The 21,140-nt window shown below is 41.5% G+C and carries 23 protein-coding genes and 2 pseudogenes; 12 read left to right on the top strand and 13 right to left on the bottom strand.

Features of this window, described 5'->3' with window-relative positions:
* Positions 1-354 precede the first annotated feature (354 nt).
* From IM515_RS03040 to IM515_RS03050, 3 genes are all read left to right on the top strand, one after another.
* Positions 355-585, top strand: coding sequence for a hypothetical protein (locus tag IM515_RS03040; RefSeq protein ID WP_193960257.1), 231 nt, complete (start codon positions 355-357; stop codon positions 583-585).
* Positions 586-587: 2 nt separating this feature from the next.
* The gene (locus IM515_RS03045; RefSeq protein ID WP_287628469.1) at positions 588-944 is read left to right on the top strand and encodes a type II toxin-antitoxin system PemK/MazF family toxin; all 357 of its coding nucleotides are present in this window, start codon (positions 588-590) and stop codon (positions 942-944) included.
* Positions 945-1,153: 209 nt separating this feature from the next.
* Positions 1,154-1,483 carry a Coq4 family protein gene (locus tag IM515_RS03050; RefSeq protein WP_287628483.1) on the top strand — a complete coding sequence of 110 codons (330 nt, stop codon included), beginning with the start codon at positions 1,154-1,156 and terminating at the stop codon, positions 1,481-1,483.
* 168 nt (positions 1,484-1,651) lie between these two features.
* Here the strand turns inward: IM515_RS03050 and IM515_RS03055 are convergent, their stop codons facing one another.
* Positions 1,652-1,861: a hypothetical protein gene (locus tag IM515_RS03055; RefSeq protein WP_287628470.1), complete on the bottom strand. Its 210-nt coding sequence runs from the start codon at positions 1,859-1,861 to the stop codon at positions 1,652-1,654.
* Between IM515_RS03055 and IM515_RS03060 the strand changes: the two genes are divergently transcribed.
* The 3 genes from IM515_RS03060 (at position 1,860) to IM515_RS03070 (ending at position 4,769) form a co-directional block, all read left to right on the top strand.
* Entirely contained in the window at positions 1,860-2,999 is a 1,140-nt protein-coding gene (locus IM515_RS03060; protein ID WP_287628471.1) for a SpoIID/LytB domain-containing protein, read from the top strand. The two genes, IM515_RS03055 and IM515_RS03060, sit on opposite strands and share 2 nt — an antisense overlap.
* A gap of 519 nt (positions 3,000-3,518) precedes the next feature.
* Positions 3,519-3,998 (top strand): 3-hydroxyacyl-ACP dehydratase FabZ, encoded by a 480-nt coding sequence (fabZ, locus tag IM515_RS03065; protein WP_002734156.1) that lies wholly within the window; start codon positions 3,519-3,521, stop codon positions 3,996-3,998.
* A 3-nt stretch (positions 3,999-4,001) separates the two neighbouring features.
* A complete protein-coding gene (locus IM515_RS03070) occupies positions 4,002-4,769 on the top strand; it encodes a TspO-related membrane protein (RefSeq protein ID WP_002765773.1) in 768 nt (255 codons plus the stop codon).
* Here the strand turns inward: IM515_RS03070 and IM515_RS03075 are convergent.
* The 3 genes from IM515_RS03075 to IM515_RS03085 all read right to left on the bottom strand — a co-directional run bounded on the left by IM515_RS03075 (position 4,766) and on the right by IM515_RS03085 (position 7,083).
* Positions 4,766-5,230, bottom strand: a complete 465-nt coding sequence (locus IM515_RS03075) for a VOC family protein (protein ID WP_002765775.1) — start codon at positions 5,228-5,230, stop codon at positions 4,766-4,768. The two genes, IM515_RS03070 and IM515_RS03075, sit on opposite strands and share 4 nt — an antisense overlap.
* 161 nt (positions 5,231-5,391) lie before the next feature.
* The gene (locus tag IM515_RS03080; RefSeq protein ID WP_002765776.1) at positions 5,392-6,210 is read right to left on the bottom strand and encodes a SirB1 family protein; all 819 of its coding nucleotides are present in this window, start codon (positions 6,208-6,210) and stop codon (positions 5,392-5,394) included.
* Positions 6,211-6,288: 78 nt separating this feature from the next.
* Positions 6,289-7,083, bottom strand: coding sequence for a metallophosphoesterase family protein (locus IM515_RS03085; protein WP_043996416.1), 795 nt, complete (start codon positions 7,081-7,083; stop codon positions 6,289-6,291).
* A gap of 498 nt (positions 7,084-7,581) precedes the next feature.
* Here IM515_RS03085 and nagA point away from each other — a divergent pair, with 498 nt between their 5' ends.
* A complete protein-coding gene (gene nagA / locus IM515_RS03090; RefSeq protein WP_287628472.1) occupies positions 7,582-8,733 on the top strand; it encodes an N-acetylglucosamine-6-phosphate deacetylase in 1,152 nt (383 codons plus the stop codon).
* Here nagA and ccmS read toward each other — a convergent pair.
* The 4 genes from ccmS to IM515_RS03110 all read right to left on the bottom strand — a co-directional run bounded on the left by ccmS (position 8,689) and on the right by IM515_RS03110 (position 11,811).
* The gene (ccmS, locus tag IM515_RS03095) at positions 8,689-9,129 is read right to left on the bottom strand and encodes a beta-carboxysome assembly chaperone CcmS (protein ID WP_002765779.1); all 441 of its coding nucleotides are present in this window, start codon (positions 9,127-9,129) and stop codon (positions 8,689-8,691) included. The two genes, nagA and ccmS, sit on opposite strands and share 45 nt — an antisense overlap.
* A gap of 294 nt (positions 9,130-9,423) precedes the next feature.
* Positions 9,424-10,437, bottom strand: coding sequence for an aldo/keto reductase (locus IM515_RS03100; RefSeq protein WP_287628474.1), 1,014 nt, complete (start codon positions 10,435-10,437; stop codon positions 9,424-9,426).
* Positions 10,438-10,688: 251 nt separating this feature from the next.
* Positions 10,689-11,006, bottom strand: coding sequence for a slr1957 family protein (locus IM515_RS03105; RefSeq protein WP_002765781.1), 318 nt, complete (start codon positions 11,004-11,006; stop codon positions 10,689-10,691).
* A 244-nt stretch (positions 11,007-11,250) separates the two neighbouring features.
* Entirely contained in the window at positions 11,251-11,811 is a 561-nt protein-coding gene (locus IM515_RS03110; RefSeq protein WP_002740951.1) for a 5-formyltetrahydrofolate cyclo-ligase, read from the bottom strand.
* A gap of 126 nt (positions 11,812-11,937) precedes the next feature.
* Here IM515_RS03110 and grxC point away from each other — a divergent pair, with 126 nt between their 5' ends.
* The 3 genes from grxC (at position 11,938) to IM515_RS03125 (ending at position 13,116) form a co-directional block, all read left to right on the top strand.
* Positions 11,938-12,255, top strand: coding sequence for a glutaredoxin 3 (grxC, locus tag IM515_RS03115; RefSeq protein WP_002802035.1), 318 nt, complete (start codon positions 11,938-11,940; stop codon positions 12,253-12,255).
* Positions 12,240-12,734, top strand: coding sequence for a tRNA adenosine(34) deaminase TadA (tadA, locus tag IM515_RS03120; RefSeq protein WP_106909406.1), 495 nt, complete (start codon positions 12,240-12,242; stop codon positions 12,732-12,734). The genes grxC and tadA overlap by 16 nt, the downstream gene beginning before the upstream one ends.
* Before the next feature lie 79 nt (positions 12,735-12,813).
* Positions 12,814-13,116, top strand: coding sequence for a HigA family addiction module antitoxin (locus IM515_RS03125; protein WP_287628475.1), 303 nt, complete (start codon positions 12,814-12,816; stop codon positions 13,114-13,116).
* A 701-nt stretch (positions 13,117-13,817) separates the two neighbouring features.
* Here the strand turns inward: IM515_RS03125 and IM515_RS03130 are convergent.
* Positions 13,818-14,219: a phage integrase SAM-like domain-containing protein gene (locus IM515_RS03130; protein ID WP_002740193.1), complete on the bottom strand. Its 402-nt coding sequence runs from the start codon at positions 14,217-14,219 to the stop codon at positions 13,818-13,820.
* Positions 14,220-14,359: 140 nt separating this feature from the next.
* Positions 14,360-15,178: a hypothetical protein gene (locus IM515_RS03135; protein WP_193960078.1), complete on the bottom strand. Its 819-nt coding sequence runs from the start codon at positions 15,176-15,178 to the stop codon at positions 14,360-14,362.
* Positions 15,179-15,423: 245 nt separating this feature from the next.
* Between IM515_RS03135 and IM515_RS03140 the strand changes: the two genes are divergently transcribed.
* Positions 15,424-16,587: a cysteine desulfurase family protein gene (locus tag IM515_RS03140; RefSeq protein WP_287628476.1), complete on the top strand. Its 1,164-nt coding sequence runs from the start codon at positions 15,424-15,426 to the stop codon at positions 16,585-16,587.
* A gap of 62 nt (positions 16,588-16,649) precedes the next feature.
* Here IM515_RS03140 and IM515_RS03145 read toward each other — a convergent pair whose 3' ends face one another.
* Positions 16,650-18,122, bottom strand: coding sequence for an NADH-quinone oxidoreductase subunit M (locus tag IM515_RS03145; RefSeq protein WP_287628477.1), 1,473 nt, complete (start codon positions 18,120-18,122; stop codon positions 16,650-16,652).
* Positions 18,123-18,216: 94 nt separating this feature from the next.
* Between IM515_RS03145 and IM515_RS03150 the strand changes: the two are divergent.
* Positions 18,217-18,603 (top strand): annotated as a pseudogene (locus IM515_RS03150) (GNAT family N-acetyltransferase); the annotation flags it as partial.
* A 116-nt stretch (positions 18,604-18,719) separates the two neighbouring features.
* Here the strand turns inward: IM515_RS03150 and IM515_RS03155 are convergent.
* Both IM515_RS03155 and IM515_RS03160 read right to left on the bottom strand, forming a co-directional pair.
* A pseudogene (locus IM515_RS03155) lies at positions 18,720-20,059 on the bottom strand (2-succinylbenzoate--CoA ligase); the annotation flags it as partial.
* A complete protein-coding gene (locus tag IM515_RS03160; RefSeq protein ID WP_287628480.1) occupies positions 20,035-21,000 on the bottom strand; it encodes an o-succinylbenzoate synthase in 966 nt (321 codons plus the stop codon). The gene IM515_RS03160 and the pseudogene IM515_RS03155, both read right to left, overlap by 25 nt.
* Between the last annotated feature and the right edge of the window lie 140 nt (positions 21,001-21,140).

The raw sequence follows: 21,140 nt of genomic DNA on the forward strand, positions 1-21,140 counted from the left end.
GTCGATTCTCGATTCTCAAGGTCGTGTAATCGGTACTTGGGCCGATGTGTTAAACCGCGCTGGTATCGGTATGGAAGTAATGCACGAGCGCAATGCTCATAACTTCCCCTTAGACTTAGCTAGTGGTGAACAGGCTCCTGTAGCTCTGATTGCTCCCGCTATCAATGGTTAATTCCTAGTCTGAACGAAAAGGCACTCCCGCGAGGGGGTGCTTTTTTGTTGTTAGAATTATGATATATAGCGTTTCTCATACCTGTGTGGCACAGTTAAACCTTTGCTGATTAAGCTTTTCAATATCGATAATGTACCTCTTGCGAACAGGAAACGCTATAGCTCAAAAATCGAGTTAATTTTATGATATCCCCTCAAATTATTGAACTGGAACAAAAGTTACGAAATTTTTCGTTTGAAGATAAAAAATGGTTATTGGAGCAGTTACATCAACAATTAGGATTGAATAATCAAAAAAAAACTAAACAAGCATTAATAGATAGTTGGAATGAAGCTTATAGTGATGGATTGGACGAATCAGAAACTTTAATGTTAGAGGGAATACGCCATCATCAACGTCAATTATCTGAGTAAATATGACGATTTTTCAAGGAGAGATTTATTGGATTGATTTAGGAGAACCACAAGGTTCTGAACCTGCTTATCTTCGTCCTTGTGTTGTGGTGCAAAATGATGCTCTGAATCAGTCCCAAATTGGGACGGTTATTGTGTGTGCATTAACAACCAATTTGAGACGAGCAAAAGCTATTGGTAATGTTTTATTGAATGAGGGTGAAGGGAATTTACCTGAATCCAGTGTTGTTAATGTTTCACAGGTTTTCACGGTTGATAAGCGTCTTTTAACGGAGTCTATCGGAAGACTTTCTCGGGAAACAATCAAATTAATTATTCAGGTAATTAAGTTGGTTATTGAACCTCAAGAACTCGAATAATAGGGGGTTATAAAATATAAAATTATAAAAAAAGCGATCGAGCTACCGCCCAAATAATTGCCCAATATATAGCCGCTAGTCCCTGTTTAGAAACCTTGCTAAAACTTCCAGAAGATTCCCTAGGTTATCATTATGCTACTCACCTAATTAGTCTCAATTTTGGTCCTAATTTTTATCGGTCTATTTAGGTAAATTCCGATACAGATTATCTGCTGCTTCGCCTACGGCAAACTCACGATATCTGGCATATAGTAACGGGTTTTGGTGTCGATGTGACGGGAGAATTGCAACTGAAAGCTTTTGAATTAAGTCAAACTCGTCGCCCTCTAGCTATTGTCCTACTTTTAGGGGGATTATTCGGAGCTTTATTTTCTTCCCCACTTTCCTTACATTCTCTCTGGGAAGAGATTGTCATCGCCTATAATTTGGGCAAAAATACTCGACCTTTTTTAGCGCAAAAATGGGAACTAGCTTGGGAGAAATCCCTGGTAGTTTGGCGGCAAGAATTGGCGATTGTCCACTCGAACCTAGAAAATTAATTTTGCTGGACTACTTAAGTAAGTGGTTAGAATTAAATTGAAGATGGATTTTGTCTTTGATCCCCTCTTAATCCTAGGGTTTATTCATAGTAGGGTTGATTCATGAATCAACCCTACCCTTAATCCCGCCTTGATAAGGGGGGAAATATGATAATTTTTAACGCCTCCCTAGTTAGAATAATCGACTAACTGGAATAAATCCCGATTAATCGGATAAAATAAGGCAATTTGCCGATTCAGGGGCCAGAGGAGAGAAAAATTGTCAGACAATCGGGAAAAAGTGACAGGGGAAAAATTTTTCCGAACAGGAGTAGCCAAAAAATCCCAGTCTGGGTAAAATTGATTATCGATCGATTGTGTGAGGAGTCCGATCCCCATGACCAATAAACACACAGCAAGGCTGCTGGGCAGTTATCTGCAGCGCCTGCCTGCCCATAGTTGGCTCGTCCTAGTTTTTTGGGCTTTGATTATCGCTCCAGTCCAAGCTGCTGTCGAGTTACGCATTGCTATCAGTAAAGGTGTTAGCGCCGTCTCCGTGGGCAGTTCCACCGATGCTGTGGTGAAAGATGGGGCTGGCAGAGTCCTAGGAGAATTGACCGCCATGAATGCCCTCAATGCTAATCCCAGAGGAAAAGCGGTGGGTTTGGCCGATTGGCAGGCCAGTCAATTGATCATCGAACCGGAGAATGATGGTTACGTCTGGATTAATGATCGCTGGTATCGAGGACGAACAAGGATCATTCGGCAAGGTTCTGGGGTGACAGCCCTAAATATAGTCGATTTAGAGGAATATCTCTATAGTGTCGTCGGTGCGGAGGCGATTCCCTCCTGGCCGCAAGAAGCCTTAAAAGCCCAATCTGTGGCGGCGCGCACCTATGCTCTCTACCAAATGAATACTTCCGGCAATCGCATCTACGATCTCGATACTACCACCCGCACCCAAGTTTATAAGGGTCTAGAAAGCGAGTTTACTAGCACCCAAGAGGCAGTTAATGCCACCGCCGGACAAATTATGAGCTTCAACGGCAAACCGATTCTAGCGGTGTTTCACTCCTCCTCCGGGGGTCATACGGAAAATGTCGAAGATGTTTGGAATTCCCCCTTACCCTACCTGCGCGGTGTCGTCGATTACGATCAAGTCGCACCAGTATTTCAATGGTCAAAAAACTTTAGTGCCAGGGAATTAGGCCGTTTAATTGGTGGTGTTGGTCGCGTGCGATCGCTATCTCCCGAAAGGATCACTCCCCACGGACGAGTGATTAGAATGCGTATAGTGGGCGATCAAGGCTCTAAATTAATCTCTGATACCCAATTACGGCGAATACTGGAGCTGCGTAGTACCCTATTCACGATTTCAGCTAATAACGGTACTTTTGCCATCAATGGTCGCGGTTTCGGTCATGGGATCGGTTTAAGTCAATGGGGTGCTTTTTCCCTCGCTGACCAAGGGGTGACTTATGACCGCATTCTCAGCCATTATTATCAAAATGCTCGTTTAACTGAAATGCCCAATTAAAAAGGCTGTCAGCCATTTCAAGTGAACAGTAAACAGTAAACAGTGAACTGATAACAAGGATTGAATCTAAAACCTAATTGGTTAAGCTAAGTAGGGTTTGCTGAAAAAGTTTGTTGGTGGGGGCAGGGTGTGGCCCCCCCAACCCCCCCGACATCGGGGGGGTTGGGTGTGGGGTGTAGGGTTTTACCAGTTTTGAGGTGGCCAATTACCTAATTTTCAGGGGAAAAGTACCTGAATTTCCCCCCCCAATCACTCCCATATCCGGTAATTTTTGATTGACCAAAGGCCTAAAAGTCTTATCCAACAAGGTTTTTAGATTTATTCAGCAAGCCCTAAGTAGGGAGGCACAATTATTTGTAGGATGGGTTAGCGGTAGCGTAAACTATGCGGGCGTTGGGTTTCATGCTTCAACCCCACCTACGTTCTGTCTTTTGCACGAGTGCCTGTTGCCTCTTGCCTTCAGAAGCCGATCACTGATTGTGAGATAATGTCTGATCTCACTTGTAATTTTTGACTTGCATGACCATCGTTACCGAAGCCTTAACCGAGTTGGAACCAGTCATAAAAACTACCTTTACCGTCGAGGAAATTCGCCAACTACTGCCCCATCGTTATCCCTTTGCCCTAGTTGATCGGATTATTGACTATGTACCCGGTAAAAAAGCCGTTGGCCTAAAAAATGTCACGATCAACGAGCCTTTTTTTCCCGGTCATATTCCCAGTCGTCCCTTGATGCCGGGGGTGTTAATTGTTGAATCTATGGCCCAAGTGGGGGGGGTGATTTTGACCCAATTACCCGGGATGAAAGGGAAATTTTTTGCCTTCGCTGGCATTGATAAAACCCGTTTTCGTCGTCCTGTGGTGCCGGGGGATCAATTAATCATGACGGTGGAATTATTATCCTTCAAGATGAATAAAATTGCTAAAATGCAAGGGGAAGCAAGAGTCGATGGGCAATTGGCCGCCCAGGGCGAAATGATGTTTTCCGTCTTTGATTGACCTATGAATTTTGATCGAGATCGTCTCCGACAAGAACTAAATTTATTTGCTATTCTAGGGGCTTTTATCACCAATATTTTCGCTAATATTTTCCCTCTTAAGGGCGAAAATATCGGGGCTATCTCGAATACAGTTTTTCAAGATGTCTTAATTATTCCCGCTAATTATGCTTTTGCGATCTGGGGATTAATTTATCTGGGTTTAATTAGTCTGGGAATTTACCAAGCTTTGGCTTTTAATAAAACTGAACCGCGTTTGCGTCGGTTAGGCTACGAATTAGCCATCGCTAGTGCTTGTCAGATTCTCTGGGTAATTTTCTTTCAATTGCGTTTTTTTACCCTGTCTTTACTGGCAATGCTAGGCATTTTATTTTCTCTCATCCGGCTTTATCTTCGCTTAGAAATTAATCGCTTGATTGTCAATCGTAAACAGGGTTTATTAGTTAATGCTCCTATTAGTATTTATTTCGCTTGGATTAGCGTAGCCACGATTGTCAACGTCGCTTCGGTGCTAGATTGGATCGACTGGCAGCGATGGGGTCTAACTGACCAAATCTGGACGGTAATAATCCTAGTTATCGGGGCGATAATCGCGATTTTAGTCGGTTTAAAAAGAAAAGATCGGGCTTTTATCGGGGTGTTTATCTGGGCTTTTTTGGCGATCGCTGTTAAACAGATTTCTCTGCCTCTAATTGCGATAACAGCGATTATATTAGCGATTACCCTAACTTTTCTGGTTTTTCGTGGCAATTTTCGTCCTCTGAGTCGTTAAGATGCGGGATCACAGCGAATTTCGACGATAAAGCCATCGGGATCGTAGAAGTAAACCCCTCTCCCAGTCGGCCGGGTCACGGGTCCACTAGCAATAGTAATTCCCTGACTTTGTAGCACTTCTAGGGCAAAATCGAAGCATTCCGGGGCAATATCGAAGGCTAAATGATTGGCACGGGTAAAAGCGATTTCGGGATTGTCGTCGGGAGGGTTTAAATCTGGTTCCCAAAATAGGTCAATTACTGTACCATCGGGGGTGATAAAATTGGCCACTTTTCCCTGGGCAACTAATTCTTTTAAGGTACTGGGAATTTTTTCGCCCACTAATTCCTCTAATCCTAATATTTCCCCATAAAAATGACGAGAAGCCTCCATATCTTTGACGTTGAAAGCGATATGATGGACTTTTCGCAGTTGACCGATTTTGAGTTTTTTCGTGGTTACGGAAGGGCTAATAGTCATTTTAGTTATCATTTATCAGTAAAGGATTGGGGGATTTTTCAGTGAACAGTAATCAGTAATCAGTGAAAAGACAGCACTATTAATGTCATTTAATACTCCTCATTTAATACCGCTAACTGATAACTGATAACTGATAACTGATAACTGATCAGGCTGGCGACTTAAGAGTTAATTTTTTGCAATAATTGTCGAATGGATTCTGCATCTTGAGCGTTGGGTAGGAGAGCGAGATAGAAGCCTAAATCCTGTTGCGCTTGGCTGAGTTGTCCAATTTGATAGTAAACTAAACCTCGATCGCGCAGCTCTAGGGGATGATTAGGAATGAGCAAAAGTAGTAGATCTATTGTCCGAATTGTCTGAGACCATTGTTGACGATTCAGGTAAATATATTTTAAATTAGTCAACAAACGTAATAAAATTTGCTGATTGGTAGCAATATTGAGAAAATGTTCTTCTAATTTAACTGGCTGTTGATAAACTTGACTTAATCTTTCTTGACAGTCCTGTTTAAATAGGATTTCACCACCGTGAAAGGGATCGACAAAAATTTCCACTTCCTCGAAATCGGGACGGATAATAAAATGCCCAGGCATACCAATTCCTACCATGGGAAAATCGATCTGTTTGGCAATCTCTAAATAGATGATCGAGAGAGTGAGCGGAATACCTGTGCGGCGATCGATTACGTCATTTAAGTAGCTATTGCGGGGGTCATAGTATTCTTGGTTATTACCAGTAAATTGTAAATCTTCAAACAAATATTGATTGATAACCTTGACTATTTTTAAAGGATATAATCTATCGGGTAGGCGTTTTTTTACCTCGTCAGCCATTAAATTTATTCTATTTAAATAGTGATCAATTTTGAGACGGGGATATTCAAAATTGGCTATTTGTAGAGCTGCCCGAGCTAGATTTATCTCAGGGTCAGGATGTTGAATTGTTTCGATGAAAGCTTGGTATAAGAGTTCAAGGGTCATTAGAAAAGGGTATTAATCAGATTATCAACTATTTTAACCGATCCTTCTGGTTTTATGGCCTCTCTTTTCTGATCACCATTAAAGATTCAGTGGTTTAGACGAGCTTTCCCTGGAGGAGTAACGAGAAATCTGGTCAATATCTAGATTAACCACCGCTTTTTCTAAAGGGATCGTGCGACAATTTTTATTTTGAGCCTGCACTTGATAAACTAATTGATTTGTCCAATCTAAAGCAGTTAACCAACCACTTTGAGGATGATAAACCCCAGTTTCAATGTCTAGCCAACCGCTGCCGCGAGCTAGTTGCCCCGGTTTGACATCGGGAAAGGTAAAGGTTAAAGTATGACCTGTGATAATTAGTTTATCCTTGAAATAGGGTTGGGTCATGGTATGAAATTCATTTCTAATCCAACAAAACTGCTCGTTTGTTTGCTGTTCAAGGGGATATTCTGGGTGTACTCCCGCGTGAACTAACCAAATATCTCCTAGGTCTAAATAAGCGGGTAGGGATTGAAACCAATTGATATGCTCGGCGGGTATATTGTTATTGTAACTTAGTAGTGTCGCCGCCCCGCCACTCTCAATCCAGCCGTTGAACCATTTTTCAGAAACTTCTTTTCCCGTCAGAGCTTTTAAGAGCATATATTCATGATTTCCTAGGAGACATTGGTAGTTATTTTTGATGACAAAATCCACCACTTCCAAGCTCTGCTGTCCTCGATCGATTAAATCTCCCAGAAAATAAACCTCATCCTCACTATCGGGAGCAACTCGGTTTAATAGTCGCAAAAGTGTCTGAAAACTGCCATGCACATCTCCGATAATAATACGACGCGGTTCTTGAGTCTGTTTCCCTATGTTTCTAAAAAACACACACCCCTCCCTAATCCCTGACATTGCTACTCTTTTATCGCTAAAAAAGTAGTTTTTATAAGGTCTTAATTTTATTATAGGACAAGCCTTTCCTTCTGACAGTCACTCCCTCCTAATACTAAATCCGTTAAGTATAGGTAACATATCAGGATAGGCAAAAGGCAACCCCCCCAACCCCCCCGACATCGGGGGGGCAAGAGGCAAAAGGGGGAATAGATAATCAGTTTTTAATAACTGGATTTAGTATAAGAACCGCCAGAGAAAGGCTGTAATTATTTTGTCAAGTATTTTTGCAATCTCTGGACAGAGAGCGGTCAGGTTATGGTATTATTTTTTTATGATCAGTTTTTATATAATTGGACATAACCACCTTAGTTTAAGCGCACAGATTCCCATTATATAAAAAAGTATCTCACAAAAATGCTCCCTTGTCAAGCATCATCAAAAAAAAAGTTTTTTTTTGAGATTATAATAAAAAAAAATTAGTTTTCTGCTGCTATGATAACCCTAATTAACGCTAGAATTCCCGCCTATCAGGATCGACAACAAATAGAGATAAATGCTGCGGGAAAGATCGAGAGAATCACGGAGATGGTGGGAAAGAAAAAAGGGGAAAAGATTATCGATATGGAAGGGGATTGGCTATCGTTAGGAGGAGTAGATTTACAGATCAACGGGGGATTAGGATTAGCATTTCCCGACTTAGAAATAACAGATCTAGAAAAATTAGATAAGATTAGCGATTATCTTGAGAATCAAGGAATTGATGGTTATCTTCCCACCCTAGTCACCACGTCCGTGGAAAAATTTCAAAAATCCCTCTCAGTAATTGCCAAATATATCGAAAAACAGCAACAGGAAAATCGAGCGAGCGCGCAGGTTTTAGGAGTACATTTAGAGGGACCATTTTTAAACTATGAAAAAAGGGGGGCGCATCCGGGACAATATCTTTTAAACCCAAGTATAGAAACAGTAGATAAAATCTTTGGGGACTACTTATCGATCGTAAAAATTATCACCTTAGCCCCAGAATTAGATAGTAGCGGTACGGTAATTAAATACCTAAGCGATCGAGGAATTACCGTCAGTTTAGGACATTCGCAAGCGAGTCAAGAAATAGCCAAAAAAGCCTTTTTACAGGGGGCAAAAATGGTTACTCATGCCTTCAATGCCATGCCTCCTTTACACCATCGTCAACCGGGTTTATTAGGGGAAGCAATTATCAATTGCGATGTTTATTGTGGGTTAATTGCCGATGGTCAACACATCCATCCAACCATGATAGAATTATTACTAAAAGCCAGTAATTATCATCAAGGAATTTTCTTAGTTAGTGATGCTTTAGCGCCGATTGGTTTAGGGGATGGTGTCTATCCTTGGGACGAGAGAGAAATTGAAGTTAAACAGGGAACAGCAAGACTTTTTGACGGTACTTTAGCGGGAACAACCTTACCCTTATTACAAGGAGTCGCCAATTTAGTCAACTGGGGAATATGTGATTTAGAAACGGCAATTCTTCTAGGCACAGAATCCCCCAGAAAAGCGATCGGATTAGCGGGTTTATCAGTGGGACAACCTGCTAACTTTTTGCGCTGGCAATCGGCATCAAATTGGGAAAGATTGGATTTCCGTCAGCATTTTGGACTCTAACTGTTGAATGAGGGTATCAAGATCCACTTCGAGGCGATCAAAACATTCAGGAGGGGAAAGATCGGGTTGAAAATAAATCAATTTTACCTGACCATCACCGATAGCGACTATAGCCACTTCTTCGCTGGGATTATAGCGATAAATAATCCCAAGCATCTCTTGAATTTTGCGATTAACCTGGCGATTTAATTTCTCTAGGGACTCCCTAGAACAACAGACAAAATGAGGCTGAGGTTTAAGATCAATGCCCAGGGTTTCTTGAGCATCTTCTCCCCATTCCGAGAGTAAACCCCACATTAAACCGGCTAATTCCTGTTGATTTTCTTGCACAAATTGATCTAATTGATAGCGCCATTGATTAGCGGGATCATCGGGGATTGGTTGTTCAAATCTCATCATTAGCCTCTTTTCAGTTATCAGTTATCAGTTATCAGTTATCAGTTGTCAGTCCTTAATAAGGGGTGTGCCGATCCCCCCTGCCCCCCTTGATAAGGGGGGTGCCGATCCCCCCTGCCCCCCTTAATAAGGGGGGTGCCGATCCCCCCTGCCCCCCTTGATAAGGGGGGTGCCGATCCCCCCTGCCCCCCTTAATAAGGGGGGAAAGCTGAGAATTTTTAACACCTACCTACTTATATACAACTTTTCCTCGACATAGGGATTGAATAGGGATAGAACTATTGACCTTTTCAGTTAACGACGGTACTCATCACCGCAATCACCAATTAACTGCAATAAATCCCGGGATTTTTGCAAGACATGATCAATTTTTTGATAGTCTTGGGGAGATAATTGAAAATCGAAAATACGGGCATTTTCTGCGATATGTTCAGCAACACCCAAACGCACCCCGATAATTGCTCCAGCTACGGCTTTTTGTTCGAGAACGTAACGCACTGCCACATTAGGAATGGTGACATGATAGGAATCAGCGATCGCTTTAAGAACAGTTAATAATTCTTGGAATAATTGCCAGTTTCCCCAAGCATCGATCATGTTTTTATATTTCCGTAAACTAGCGGTATTGAGACTCATGGGATTGGGTTCAGGATGACCGAGATATTTTGCCCCTAATAAGCCTCCTGCTAGAGTACCATAGGCGAGGAGATAGATGTTATGTTCTTGGCAAAATTGCGCCATTTTGACGAGGGGACGGCGATCAATTAAGGAAAACTGGACTTGATTGGAGACTATTTTAATCCCGGCGCTGAGAATAATTTTTAAATGTTCCGTGTCGAAATTAGTCAAGGCTAGGTGTTTAATTTTGCCTTCCTGTTGTAATTCTCCTAAAAAATATAAGGCATCTAGATAATTGTTATTGCGATAATCCCACCAGTGAAACTGCAATAAATCGAGACTATCCACATCCAGGCGACGTAGGGAAATAGCGATATTTTTTGCGACTATTTCCTTAGTCATTTTACCCGGACGGGGAACCCATTTAGTGAAAGCTTGCAGATTATTTAAAGCATCAATGCCCCTTTGAGCGACTAATTGACGACGAAATTCACCGATAAAATCTTCGGCTGGACCGTAATGATCGGCTAGATCCCAAGTGGTGAAACCGGCATCTAGATAGGAGAACATACTAGGGATCGCTTTTTGGGGTGCGATCGAACCATGGGCGCCTGAAACTTGCCACATTCCGTTCAAAATACGGCAAATTTCCAGATCGGGGGTAAACTGTAAGCGACGAGATTCGGACATGGGAGCTTTTCAGTGTTGCCAAAGGCACGGCGTAGCCGTCCAGTAAACAGTAAACAGTAATCAGTGAAAAGACAGCAGAAAACTGCCATTGAATACTGCTCACTTAATATTCTATTCTCCTACTGACCACTAATCACCGATTACTGATTCAAGACAGATCGATCGTCCCTGTCTGGAAAAAAGCGGTAAAGGGGAAGACTTTCGGAAAAATCTCCCCCTTTTTAGGTTTTTGCTGCTCAATTTTTGCTGGGTTAATATTCCACTTCCAATCGCGCTGCGGTGACAGCATCAAAAGCGAAAGCGAGAACTATAGGCATGGGACAAGCGAGGATGACAGCGATAATTAAAGCTGTTACAGTCAATCCGATCGCCATTCCTAACCAAAGTTTTTCGGCAGGAGATAGACCTTTTTGGCGCTTAATTTTTTGTAACACTTTGGTGGGAATTGGTTCTGGCATCACGGCATTGGGAGGGAATGCCCAATAATTACTGTAGCGTTCGAGAAATAGCTCTGTCCAGCCGTTTTCTTGACACCATTCTTGAATCCATGGTTCGTGAAAGTGTTTCATTGCTTCCCTGTTGACTTTTTCTGGTGATTACTATAAACATCTCTTGATGCGAACTTCATCCTAGCAAAGCTATCTTCAGGGTCGATCGGATTCAATAAAACTTAATATATGAGTAGTCGGTGGGTAAAATGTATTCTAAGATACAGTGCCAGCGAACGACCAAAACGAACCACAAAGACACAAAGGACACAAAGATCGATCGCTCCTATATAAGTTAAACCGATCGCACAAAAGGAAATAATTGTTAAAAAATTTCGGTTCTCGATTCGGTACAGATTGCCTGTAATTTTTGGTCCCAAGTATCGAGGGGAAGGGTATCAAGATAGGCAAAGTCAAAGACAATCCCGATCGAGGGGATAGCTTGCCATTCGGGGGAATGTAGGAGACGATCAAAATAACCTCCCCCGTAACCTAAGCGATAGCCTTGGCGATCGCAAGCGACGGCGGGAATTAACAGTAAGTCCACTTCGGCAGGTAAAATGAGAGGAGCGATCGCTGTTGGTTCATAGATGCCATAACGATTTAATTCTAGGGGATCGTCGGCAGTCCAACAGTGCCAAGTCAGGCTATCTCCGTCACAACGGGGAAAACCCCAGCGATGGTGTTGACAAAATAAGGAACTTAAATCCGGCTCTTGACGATAACTGAAGTAAGCGAGAATGGTTTTAGCGTGTTGAAAGAGGGGTAAAGATTGTAAATTTTTGCAAAGTTGCTGACTATTTTCTTGCCAAATATGCTTAGTAAGCGATCGTCTTTGGGCAATTAGTTGTTTGCGTAATTGGGCTTTTTTGGTAGCAGAATTCATAAAATAAAGATAAATAGGAGAGTAAGTAGCTGGTTATAATTAAATTGAAGATGGATCCCCCCTTAATCCCCCCTTAATAAGGGGGGCATCTGACAGTTTTTAACACCTAACTACTTAGTAAGAACGATGCTAAATCTATTTAACTCGCTTTTTGGGCGTTATAACGAGAATATCAAGGCCAATGTGGAAATTTACACTTGGGCAACTTGTCCCTACTGTATTCGTGCTAAATGGCTGCTGGGTTGGAAAGGGGTAAAATACACCGAATACAAGATTGATGGGGATGAAAGCGCTCGTCAAGCCATGGCGGAACGAGCCAACGGTAAACGCAGTGTACCACAGATTTTTATTAATAATGAACATATCGGTGGTTGTGATGATTTGTATGCTTTGGATGGTCAGAAAAAATTAGATAATTTATTGGCTAAATGTGGGACTATCTAAAGTCTATTGACGAAAAAGCCTATGAGAAACATCGGCAATGGATGCAGTTAGCTTTAAATTTAGCGGCAACTGCGGGGGATCGGGGTGATGTACCTGTGGGAGCAGTTATCGTGGATAAAGAGGGACATTTAATCGCTCAAGGGGCTAATTGCAAGGAAAAACACCATGATCCCACCGCTCACGCCGAAATTCTGGCGATTCGTGCCGCTAGTCAAGTGTTAGGCAATTGGCACTTAAATGATTGTACCCTCTACGTCACCCTTGAACCCTGTCCCATGTGTGCCGGGGCAATCATTCAGGCTAGATTAGGATTATTAGTGTACGGTGCTGACGATCCCAAAACAGGAGTTATCCGCACTGTGGCTAATTTTATAGATAGTCCTTTTTCTAACCATCGTTTACCGGTAATCGCGGGAATTTTAGCCAAGGAATCCGGGGAATTATTACAAACATGGTTTGAGAAAAAAAGAAATGTTTAAAGGAGTCAGGGAGATAGGAGTCAATATCAAATTAGGTTACACTTCATCTTAATGAGAAGAGCCGTAAGGAAAATTGACGATGAATAATTGGAAAAGTTCTATCCACCCTGGTGAAATTTTAGCTGATGAATTAGAGGAAATTAATCTTAATGTTTCTCAGCTTGCCAAAAGAGTTAATATCTCTGAGAATGAACTTGAGCAAATTCTCAAGGGACAAGGAAATATCACGGGAGATATTGCTTTAAAATTAGGGCGTTTTTTTAATACAGGGGCAGAAATTTGGATGAATTTACAAAAAGCATACGAGTTAGATATAGCGAGGGAAAAGTTAGGAAATACCCTCGAAGAAATTATTCCTTATCAATCCCTGTCTTCAGGATAAATTCTCTTGAATTCTATAATTATTCATTTGACATACTGGCTGCATCTCACATTTGCAGAAATAGCGACAATCAGCAATTATCAGTCATCCCTAAACTGATACAAATGTATGAATAACCGCGTGTGGGAGTTAATCATACTATTAAAAACGGATTTGCTATTACCGTTAACAGTGGACTAGCTGATCACCACCAGTTGCATTAACCGGATCTTTTGCCAAAAGCGATCGCCCTTGAGCTTCAGCGATCGCCGCTTGGGTAAACATTTAGTCTAAACTCCAGATTTAATTCTCATTGCTTTATTAGGAGATGCCCAAGATTATCAAGACTGGATTACTCATATTCCTCTATAAATAGCGAAGATTTAAAAGGGAATCCAATCAGGGTGAGCGCATCTCAAACGCTATTGACAATTGGCCAATTTTGTGGTCCGCTTGCTGTGTAAGCATTTCAAGTGATACCAGTCAATCAGAATAGTTACCGACCCAATTGGTCGATTGTTGCTTAACAATTGAGATGGCAAATTCTCCTCAAATATGCCTGAATCGTGGGTAAGCAACCCACATAAAGTTCATTTTGTCAAGGATTGTTAAGATGCGCTTACCCTGTATAACAGTTATCTTCATGGTGAGGAGGGTGGGGGATTGCCCCTCGGCTAAAATCACCAAACATCCCACATATCTTCACTCAATGGGTCATTGTATCACTCTAGGGTTTCCAGCCATTCACTCATTTCTTCCTTGATGGTTTCTTTAAGTTCTCGCAAATCATCTTTATCTATTAAGCCTTTTTCCAGTAAGAAAGTGTAGAACTTTTTCAGACTACCTGCGTTAGCCTTGAGGCTTGATTGACTGGCCCACAGGGCCTTTTTGATAAACCAATAACCCAAAAAGTCACCGACCATATCTACCCCGTCTTTAGCTTCTACTGCATCCTCATAGAGTAAATATTCGTTGATATAAAAATCTATATTTGAAATATGATTATTAATGGTTTTTTCCGACAAACCTGATGATTCTAGCCAACTCTCGAAATCCTTTAGTAATTCATGATTGACTTTTCTTATCTTTTGACAGTCAGCCTCGTATTTCTGGGAATCATCCATCTCAAATTTCTCTCCTCTAAATCGCTGCTCAATGGTCAATAGGGTAATGAATCAAGTCTTTTTTTCCAAGCGTCTAAAGCCGCCATTTTCTCCTCAGGTTCAACCTCGGCCAACTGCCGGAATTGCCTTTCCCTTTTCTGCTAAATAGCTCCAACGATGTTAGACTCAATTTGCTCAATGATGGCGGCCACATCTTCTTCTGTATCTCGAGGTTGGGTTAATTCCACATCCGTTGAGAAGAGGCACATTTGAGTCCAGTCTAAGTTTTCCACTTCACACTGGTCAATCACCGAACTGGGGATGTTTTTCAGGGTGATGCTATCCCATTCAATGCCGATGAGATTGCTCTGCCGGTCAATTGTCACAATTCTTCCTTGCCAACCACCGATGTCAGTCCCCAAATCTGGGTCAAGTACACCCTGTTTGACGATGACCGAGTCGCCGACTTTGAAGGCAAACTCTGACTCGGAAAATTCGGGCGACAAGGTGGAGGCAACCGAGAGATGATACTCGCTTCCTAGCTCTTTTAACTCAAAATCCACAATCATCCGCTTGTTTTCCGAGAAATAACGGTTTTTCCTAGCGATTAGCTCCTCGATTAGCCCTTGAATCTCCGCCTTGAGCCTTTTATCTCCTTTAAGAAGGTCTTTATTAAAAACTCGGTCTATCATCTCTTGCCGCTTTGACTCGGGGGACAACGCCAGATTCCAAGCGATTATCCCTATGGTCAGCAGTGTTCGCATAGATCCCTTTGTTTCATTGGATTTGCGGTAAGGCTCGATAAAGTCCTCCAGAACTTCCGACATTGTGACTTCCCCAGAAGGAGAGACGACAAAGTCCTTGAAAGCCGATGACTTTTCTCTTAATTTCTTCTCAAAGCTTTTCAAGGGTTTTTCGGATCCTTGGGACATTTTCTGCAGCCTGAGCAGTTCACTAAATGCCTTCGATTTTTTAGCCATGATTGAGCGGGAAAATATGTGTTATTAATCCTGTTGGGTTGCTGAACAACATTGGAATAGGGGAATTGTAACTGCTGTCAGAGAGCGATTGCGCTCTCATTATTAAATCTTAAAGTTCTGGCCTGAGTCGTCAGCTGTTGACTACTATCCGATACTTTTTTGTTAACATAGATTAGCAATGCACTTTCAGAGATTCTCTTAAAATAGGGTATATCTCCTTCCCAAATCCCCCGCAAGGGAAAAATATGTCTCAAAAGCCGATTTATCTAGATTGCCACGCCACGACACCCCTAGAGCCGCAGGTTCTGGCGGCGATGTTACCCTATTTTACCGAACACTTTGGTAATGCCAGTAGTATTAATCATGTCTATGGTTGGACGGCCGAGGCTGCGGTTAAACAGGCAAGAGAAACAATCGCCGCTGCTATTAATAGTAGTCCCGAAGAAATTATTTTTACCAGTGGAGCAACGGAGGCCAATAACCTGGCTATCAAAGGGGTTGCCGAAGCTTATTTCGCCAAGGGACGACACCTAGTTACGGTGGTGACAGAACATCGGGCCATTTTAGATCCCTGTCATTATCTGGAAAAATTGGGTTTTGAGGTGACAATTTTACCCGTCGGTGCTGATGGACTAATTGACTTGGAACTACTAGAAAAATCTTTGCGTCCTGACACGATTTTGCTGTCAATTATGGCTGCTAATAACGAGATTGGGGTGATTCAACCTTTAGCGGCAATTGGGGCGATTTGTCGCCAGTATCAGGTACTTTTTCATACGGATGCGGCCCAAGCAATCGGCAAAATTCCCCTAGATGTGCAGGAAATGAATATAGATCTGATGTCCTTAACTGCCCACAAAGTCCACGGACCAAAGGGAATCGGTGCGCTGTACGTCCGGCGCCGAAACCCCAGAGTCCGTCTCGCCGCTCAAATTCAAGGGGGAGGCCAGGAAAAAGGATTGCGATCGGGTACAATGTTTACACCGCAAATTGTCGGTTTTGCCAAGGCAGTAGAATTGGGCATCAAAGCGATTGAAGAAGATAACAGCTACTTAAATCAGTTAAAAGCCCGTTTATGGGAGATTATCAGTCAATTAGACAGAATTTATCTCAATGGTCATCCTAGCCAAAGATTAGCCGGAAATTTAAATATTAGTATTGAAGGGGTGGACGGTGCGGCATTATTGTTAGGATTACAGCCAATAGTGGCTCTTTCCTCCGGTTCTGCCTGTTCTTCTAGCCATACCGCCCCCTCTCACGTTTTAACTGCCTTGGGTCGCCCCGAATCTCTTGCCTATGCCTCCCTGCGCTTCGGGTTGAGTCGTTTTAACACTTTAGAAGAAATTGAACTGGTGGGGGAACAGGTGGTTTTAACGGTTAATTCCCTCCGCAAAGCCAAAAATTTTTGACGTTTCGGCTCCTATCCACAAGTTAGTTTCGGTCTAGGTTTCAAAAATTCCGAAAAAGCTTTCTATGATTGTCTTTGACTGATTGCCGTGCCGGTTAATAACATTGATGCTTGGTTTTCACTCCAGTGAATCATCCAACTCGGTTGTAATCCCAGAACAATAATAAATAAAGCCAAGGCAATTTCGGGAAATCTTTCGGGCCAGGTACTGCGGGGAATGCGCGATAATTCAGGGGTTAAACGACCAAAGAAAACCCGATTAATCATCAGGAGAAAATATACTGCGGTTAAACCACTAGCAACCAAACATAAGAGCGTTTGTATTGGAAAAATCGGGAAACTGCCACGAAAGACTAAAAATTCGGCGATAAATCCCACCATTCCGGGGATGCCAGCGCTGGCCATAGCCGCTAAAATCATTAACATTCCCGTGATTGGTAAACCTCTTTCGGGATTTAATAAACCGCGTAGATAATCCACATCCCGGCTGCCGGTTTTTTTATACACTACTCCCACCAACAAAAATAACAAAGCGGAAATTAAACCGTGACTAATCATCTGCAAAATCGCCGCGGTGATGCTTAATCTGGTGGTGGCCGCCGCCGCTAGTAAAATATAGGCCATGTGGGAAATGGAAGAATAGGCGACTACTTTTTTCATATCCTTTTGGGCAATAGCGCAACTGGCCCCGTAGAGGGCGCTGATAGCTGCTATCGTTGCTAACCAAGGGGCGAGAGTTACCCAAGCATCGAGAAATAAACCGACTCCAAAGCGCAGCAGTCCATAGGTTCCTAATTTGAGTAATATTCCCGCTAAAAGCACAGAAACGGGGGTAGATGCTTCGACGTGAGCATCCGGTAGCCAAGTATGAAAGGGAAAAATCGGGATTTTGATGGCTAATCCAATCAGAAGGGGGATGAGGAGCAGTAATTGAGTTTTAACGTCTAAATTATTCGATAAAAGGGGGTTATAGGCGAAATTATTAGCACCAGTTAGCCAAACTAAGCCAAGGAAAGAGATTAGCACTAAAAAGCCAGAAATTGCTGTGTATAATAAGAATTTCATGCCTGCGTAGCCGCGTCTTTGACCCCCCCAAATGGCAATAAGAAAGTAAAGGGGGACGATTTCTAATTCGTAAAATAGGAAAAATAGCAGTAAATCCTGTGCTAGAAAGGCTCCCGCTACTCCAGCATTGAGTAACAAGAGCAGAGAATAGTAAAATCTCGGCCGGTTAACCTCTGTACCACTAGCATAAAGAGCAATTATTGTCAAGATGCTGTTAAGAAAAAGTAACGAAAATGATAAGCCATCGACACCGAGGGCATAGTTGAAACCGAGGAAATTAATCCAAGGCAGATTAACCGTGAACTGCATTTGCGGGTTACTAGGGTCAAATTGCCAGCCAAGGAGAATATTAAGCAGTAAGAGAACGACAGCAAGAGTTAGAGCTAATCCTCGCACTTTTTTCGCCTCTAGAGGCGTGTAGGCAATCAATATCGCCCCTATAATCGGTAGCCAAATAAAAGCGTTGAGCATTCTTTACTTTAATGGGGATGATAAACTTAATATTATTGCCTAAGCGGTCAATCTTTAGCAATATAGCTATCAACTTTTAACATTTATTAATAAAATGAGCCAGAGATTACCATTACCAGAAATTCGTCGGGAAAAAAACAGCGATTTTGCTGCCATATACCGAGTAAATCGCTTGGCTTTTGGCCGGGAAAATGAAGCCAATTTAGTCAATGCTTTGAGAAATAATGTCCCTGTCTTTTCTTTTGTTGCTGTAGAAGAAGAAAAAGTTATCGGTCATATTCTCTATAGTCCAGTGTCTTTAGAGTCGGAAGATAAACCTAATTTAAATCTGCTGGGATTAGCACCCCTAGCCATTTTACCCGATTATCAAAGCAAGGGCATCGGTTCTCTTTTAACTCAATATAGTCTAAGGGAATGTGCCGCTAGAGGAATTGATGCAGTGGTGGTTTTAGGAAACCCGCATTTTTATCATCGTTTTGGGTTTATAACCGCTCAAACTAAAAATTTATCCTGTGAGTATCCCGTCCCAGCGGAGGTATTTATGGTGTTAGAATTACGGATTAATTGCTTAACAGGAGTGCAAGGTTTGGTTAAGTATCGTCGAGAGTTTGACTCGGTGTAAAAAAAGTTTCAGCTAATTTAATTAAAGTGGTTCGATTAATCTTACCCTGGGGACTTTTTGGTATCTCTGGTAATTTTATCCAATGTTTCGGCAGTTTATAATTGACTAATTTATCTTTAATCTGGGATTGAATAATTGTCTGGCTTATCTGAGAATTAACGGGTACATAAAAAGCGACAATTACCTGTCCCCATCGAGAATCTGGCAACCCTAAAACCACCACATCTTTAACTAAATTAGTGTGTCTAATGGCAGTTTCTACCTCAAGAGGATAAACATTTTCTCCTCCAGTAATTATTTTTTGACTATCGCGGCCAATGATATATAAATAACTACTTTCATCGAAGTCACCTAAGTCATCGGTCTCGAAGTAGCTTACTTGATTAAGATGGGGATAATAGCCTAAAAATAAAGATTTTGCTTCAATAATAATTTTCTGAGTATCGGGATTAATTTTTATCTGAGCATGGGGTAATAGCTGTCCATTACTATTATTACCTCGTCGAAAATCTTCCGGTTTAAGAGTGACAATTTGTGAGGCAGTTTCCGTCATTCCATAGGTGGGAGACAGAGAAATATTATATTCTCTAGCTTTTTCTAGTAAAGATGGCCATGCAGGGGAACCTCCTAGTAAAACTGTTTTAAAATTAGCTAACCAGCGAGGATCATTTTCTAGAAAAAATTGTAATTGACTGGGAACTAAAGAGATAAAATAATCTTGAAGATTGAGATTATTTATGCGCTTTTGTTTGATTTTATGGTAAGGAATAAGAGCAAAATTTCCCCCTGTTAAAAAACTTCTCAGAAACTGCATTAAACCACTAACATGATATAAAGGTAATAGGCAAAAAGAGTTAACCTGCTTGACTTGAAAATATTCAGAGAAACCTTTAACAGAAGCAGTTAAAGTTAACCAGTTATGGATAGCAAAGCGAATTTTTCCCGAGGTTCCCCCCGTGGGTATCATCAGAGAATTAGTCAAAGGATTGACAGGAGAAGAATTATGGTTAAAAACCTTTATATTTTCACCAAAAATATAATCGGGTTGAATCAGAGAGAAAACCTGCTGCCATTCGTTAGTTTTCCAGTCGGGATTAGCTAGAAATAGGCAACTTTTGACCCTGACGGCAGCCAAGAATATCGCTAAAAATTTAATGGGATTGCCTTCAGCAAGCAGTATAGTTAATCGAGGATTATCTGCGGCGATAAATTTCTGACAATAGGACTTATATAATTGATAAAATTTCTGGCTATTGTATCCATATAACCAATTTTTTTGACTGAGATATGCTAATTGTTTGCTGATGTCGTCCACAGTTTTTCCAACCAATCGGGGTCACTATTATTAAACCATTGTTGCACACCAAAACCTAAAGCTCGCCCCTTTCTGGGGTATTCTTGTGCTAGACGTAAAGCAGCTTTTCTGCCGATATTAGTTTCTAAAACCGAGGAAAATACTAAATCTAAGGGATATTTTTTCCAGAGATTTCTTAACCCTTGTATTGAACCAGTAATAGCAGGTTTAATCACAAAAATTCCTCGCCATCCCCGTTGATAACATTCCTCTATTTGTCGCAGATTGGCCACCGATTCATCTAAGGCAATCCCCGTGGTAAAATCTTGACTTAATTGCAACATTTCTAACCATTGAGACGGGGGTAAAGGTTGTTCGATAAATTCAATTATTTGACATTCATCGGCAATTTTTAACCAGATTTTACTCTCAGCAATACTTAATCCTCCATTAGCATCTAAACGCAATTTAATTCCCCTGGGTAATCGGTCAATTAATTTTTCAAATAAGGTTAACTCCTGCTTGAGAGAATTAACTGCAATTTTCCATTTATAAGTATTAGTTTGATTAGCGGCTAAAATATCATCCAGACAGGGAAATACTGCCGCACCAGTGGGTAATAAGTAACTATAATTTTTCGGTTCTAATTCTCTCGATTGATTCTCTATACTTAAATCTTCTAAAGCTGATTCAAAGGCAAATTGACAAGCGGGAAATTGTTCGGGAATAGAAAAAATTGAATTTATTGATAGGGGATTTTCGAGACTTTGACAAAATGATATTGCTGCCGATAATGTTTCCGAACCAAATTCAGGTAAAGGAGCAATTTCTCCCCATCCAATACGTCCATCTTCCGCTTCTAAGCGAATAATAATTCCTTCCCTAATTTTCCATAGTCCGTGATGGTTTTGTAGGGGATGCAGCAAAGGACGCTGATAAACACGAAATTGCCAGAAATACATGATTAACTATAAGTAGTCGTGAAAAGCTTAACATGAGCAGGCGTTGGGTTTCATGCTTCAAACCAACCTACGTTCATCTTATATTTAATTCTACCCACTTAGATAGTGGGACAGGCTTCTGATTCTTTGTATTTTATCTT

The organism is Microcystis sp. M44BS1 (assembly GCF_020244875.1).
GTDB classification, from domain to species: Bacteria; Cyanobacteriota; Cyanobacteriia; order Cyanobacteriales; family Microcystaceae; genus Microcystis; species Microcystis panniformis.

Excerpts from the sequence above, each read along its gene's own strand:
- IM515_RS03135 (WP_193960078.1), bottom strand. The coding sequence starts at position 15,178 with ATGGCTAAAAAATCGAAGGCATTTAGTGAACTGCTCAGGCTGCAGAAA.
- IM515_RS03110 (WP_002740951.1), bottom strand. The coding sequence starts at position 11,811 with ATGAATTCTGCTACCAAAAAAGCCCAATTACGCAAACAACTAATTGCC.
- IM515_RS03080 (WP_002765776.1), bottom strand. The coding sequence starts at position 6,210 with ATGACCCTTGAACTCTTATACCAAGCTTTCATCGAAACAATTCAACAT.
- IM515_RS03125 (WP_287628475.1), top strand. The coding sequence starts at position 12,814 with ATGAATAATTGGAAAAGTTCTATCCACCCTGGTGAAATTTTAGCTGAT.
- IM515_RS03140 (WP_287628476.1), top strand. The coding sequence starts at position 15,424 with ATGTCTCAAAAGCCGATTTATCTAGATTGCCACGCCACGACACCCCTA.
- IM515_RS03055 (WP_287628470.1), bottom strand. The coding sequence starts at position 1,861 with ATGGGGATCGGACTCCTCACACAATCGATCGATAATCAATTTTACCCA.
- IM515_RS03070 (WP_002765773.1), top strand. The coding sequence starts at position 4,002 with ATGAATTTTGATCGAGATCGTCTCCGACAAGAACTAAATTTATTTGCT.
- fabZ (WP_002734156.1), top strand. The coding sequence starts at position 3,519 with ATGACCATCGTTACCGAAGCCTTAACCGAGTTGGAACCAGTCATAAAA.
- IM515_RS03145 (WP_287628477.1), bottom strand. The coding sequence starts at position 18,122 with ATGCTCAACGCTTTTATTTGGCTACCGATTATAGGGGCGATATTGATT.
- IM515_RS03160 (WP_287628480.1), bottom strand. The coding sequence starts at position 21,000 with ATGTATTTCTGGCAATTTCGTGTTTATCAGCGTCCTTTGCTGCATCCC.
- grxC (WP_002802035.1), top strand. The coding sequence starts at position 11,938 with ATGCTAAATCTATTTAACTCGCTTTTTGGGCGTTATAACGAGAATATC.
- ccmS (WP_002765779.1), bottom strand. The coding sequence starts at position 9,129 with ATGAGATTTGAACAACCAATCCCCGATGATCCCGCTAATCAATGGCGC.
- IM515_RS03040 (WP_193960257.1), top strand. The coding sequence starts at position 355 with ATGATATCCCCTCAAATTATTGAACTGGAACAAAAGTTACGAAATTTT.
- IM515_RS03130 (WP_002740193.1), bottom strand. The coding sequence starts at position 14,219 with ATGGATGATTCCCAGAAATACGAGGCTGACTGTCAAAAGATAAGAAAA.
- IM515_RS03075 (WP_002765775.1), bottom strand. The coding sequence starts at position 5,230 with ATGACTATTAGCCCTTCCGTAACCACGAAAAAACTCAAAATCGGTCAA.
- IM515_RS03105 (WP_002765781.1), bottom strand. The coding sequence starts at position 11,006 with ATGAAACACTTTCACGAACCATGGATTCAAGAATGGTGTCAAGAAAAC.
- tadA (WP_106909406.1), top strand. The coding sequence starts at position 12,240 with ATGTGGGACTATCTAAAGTCTATTGACGAAAAAGCCTATGAGAAACAT.
- nagA (WP_287628472.1), top strand. The coding sequence starts at position 7,582 with ATGATAACCCTAATTAACGCTAGAATTCCCGCCTATCAGGATCGACAA.
- IM515_RS03100 (WP_287628474.1), bottom strand. The coding sequence starts at position 10,437 with ATGTCCGAATCTCGTCGCTTACAGTTTACCCCCGATCTGGAAATTTGC.
- IM515_RS03045 (WP_287628469.1), top strand. The coding sequence starts at position 588 with ATGACGATTTTTCAAGGAGAGATTTATTGGATTGATTTAGGAGAACCA.
- IM515_RS03060 (WP_287628471.1), top strand. The coding sequence starts at position 1,860 with ATGACCAATAAACACACAGCAAGGCTGCTGGGCAGTTATCTGCAGCGC.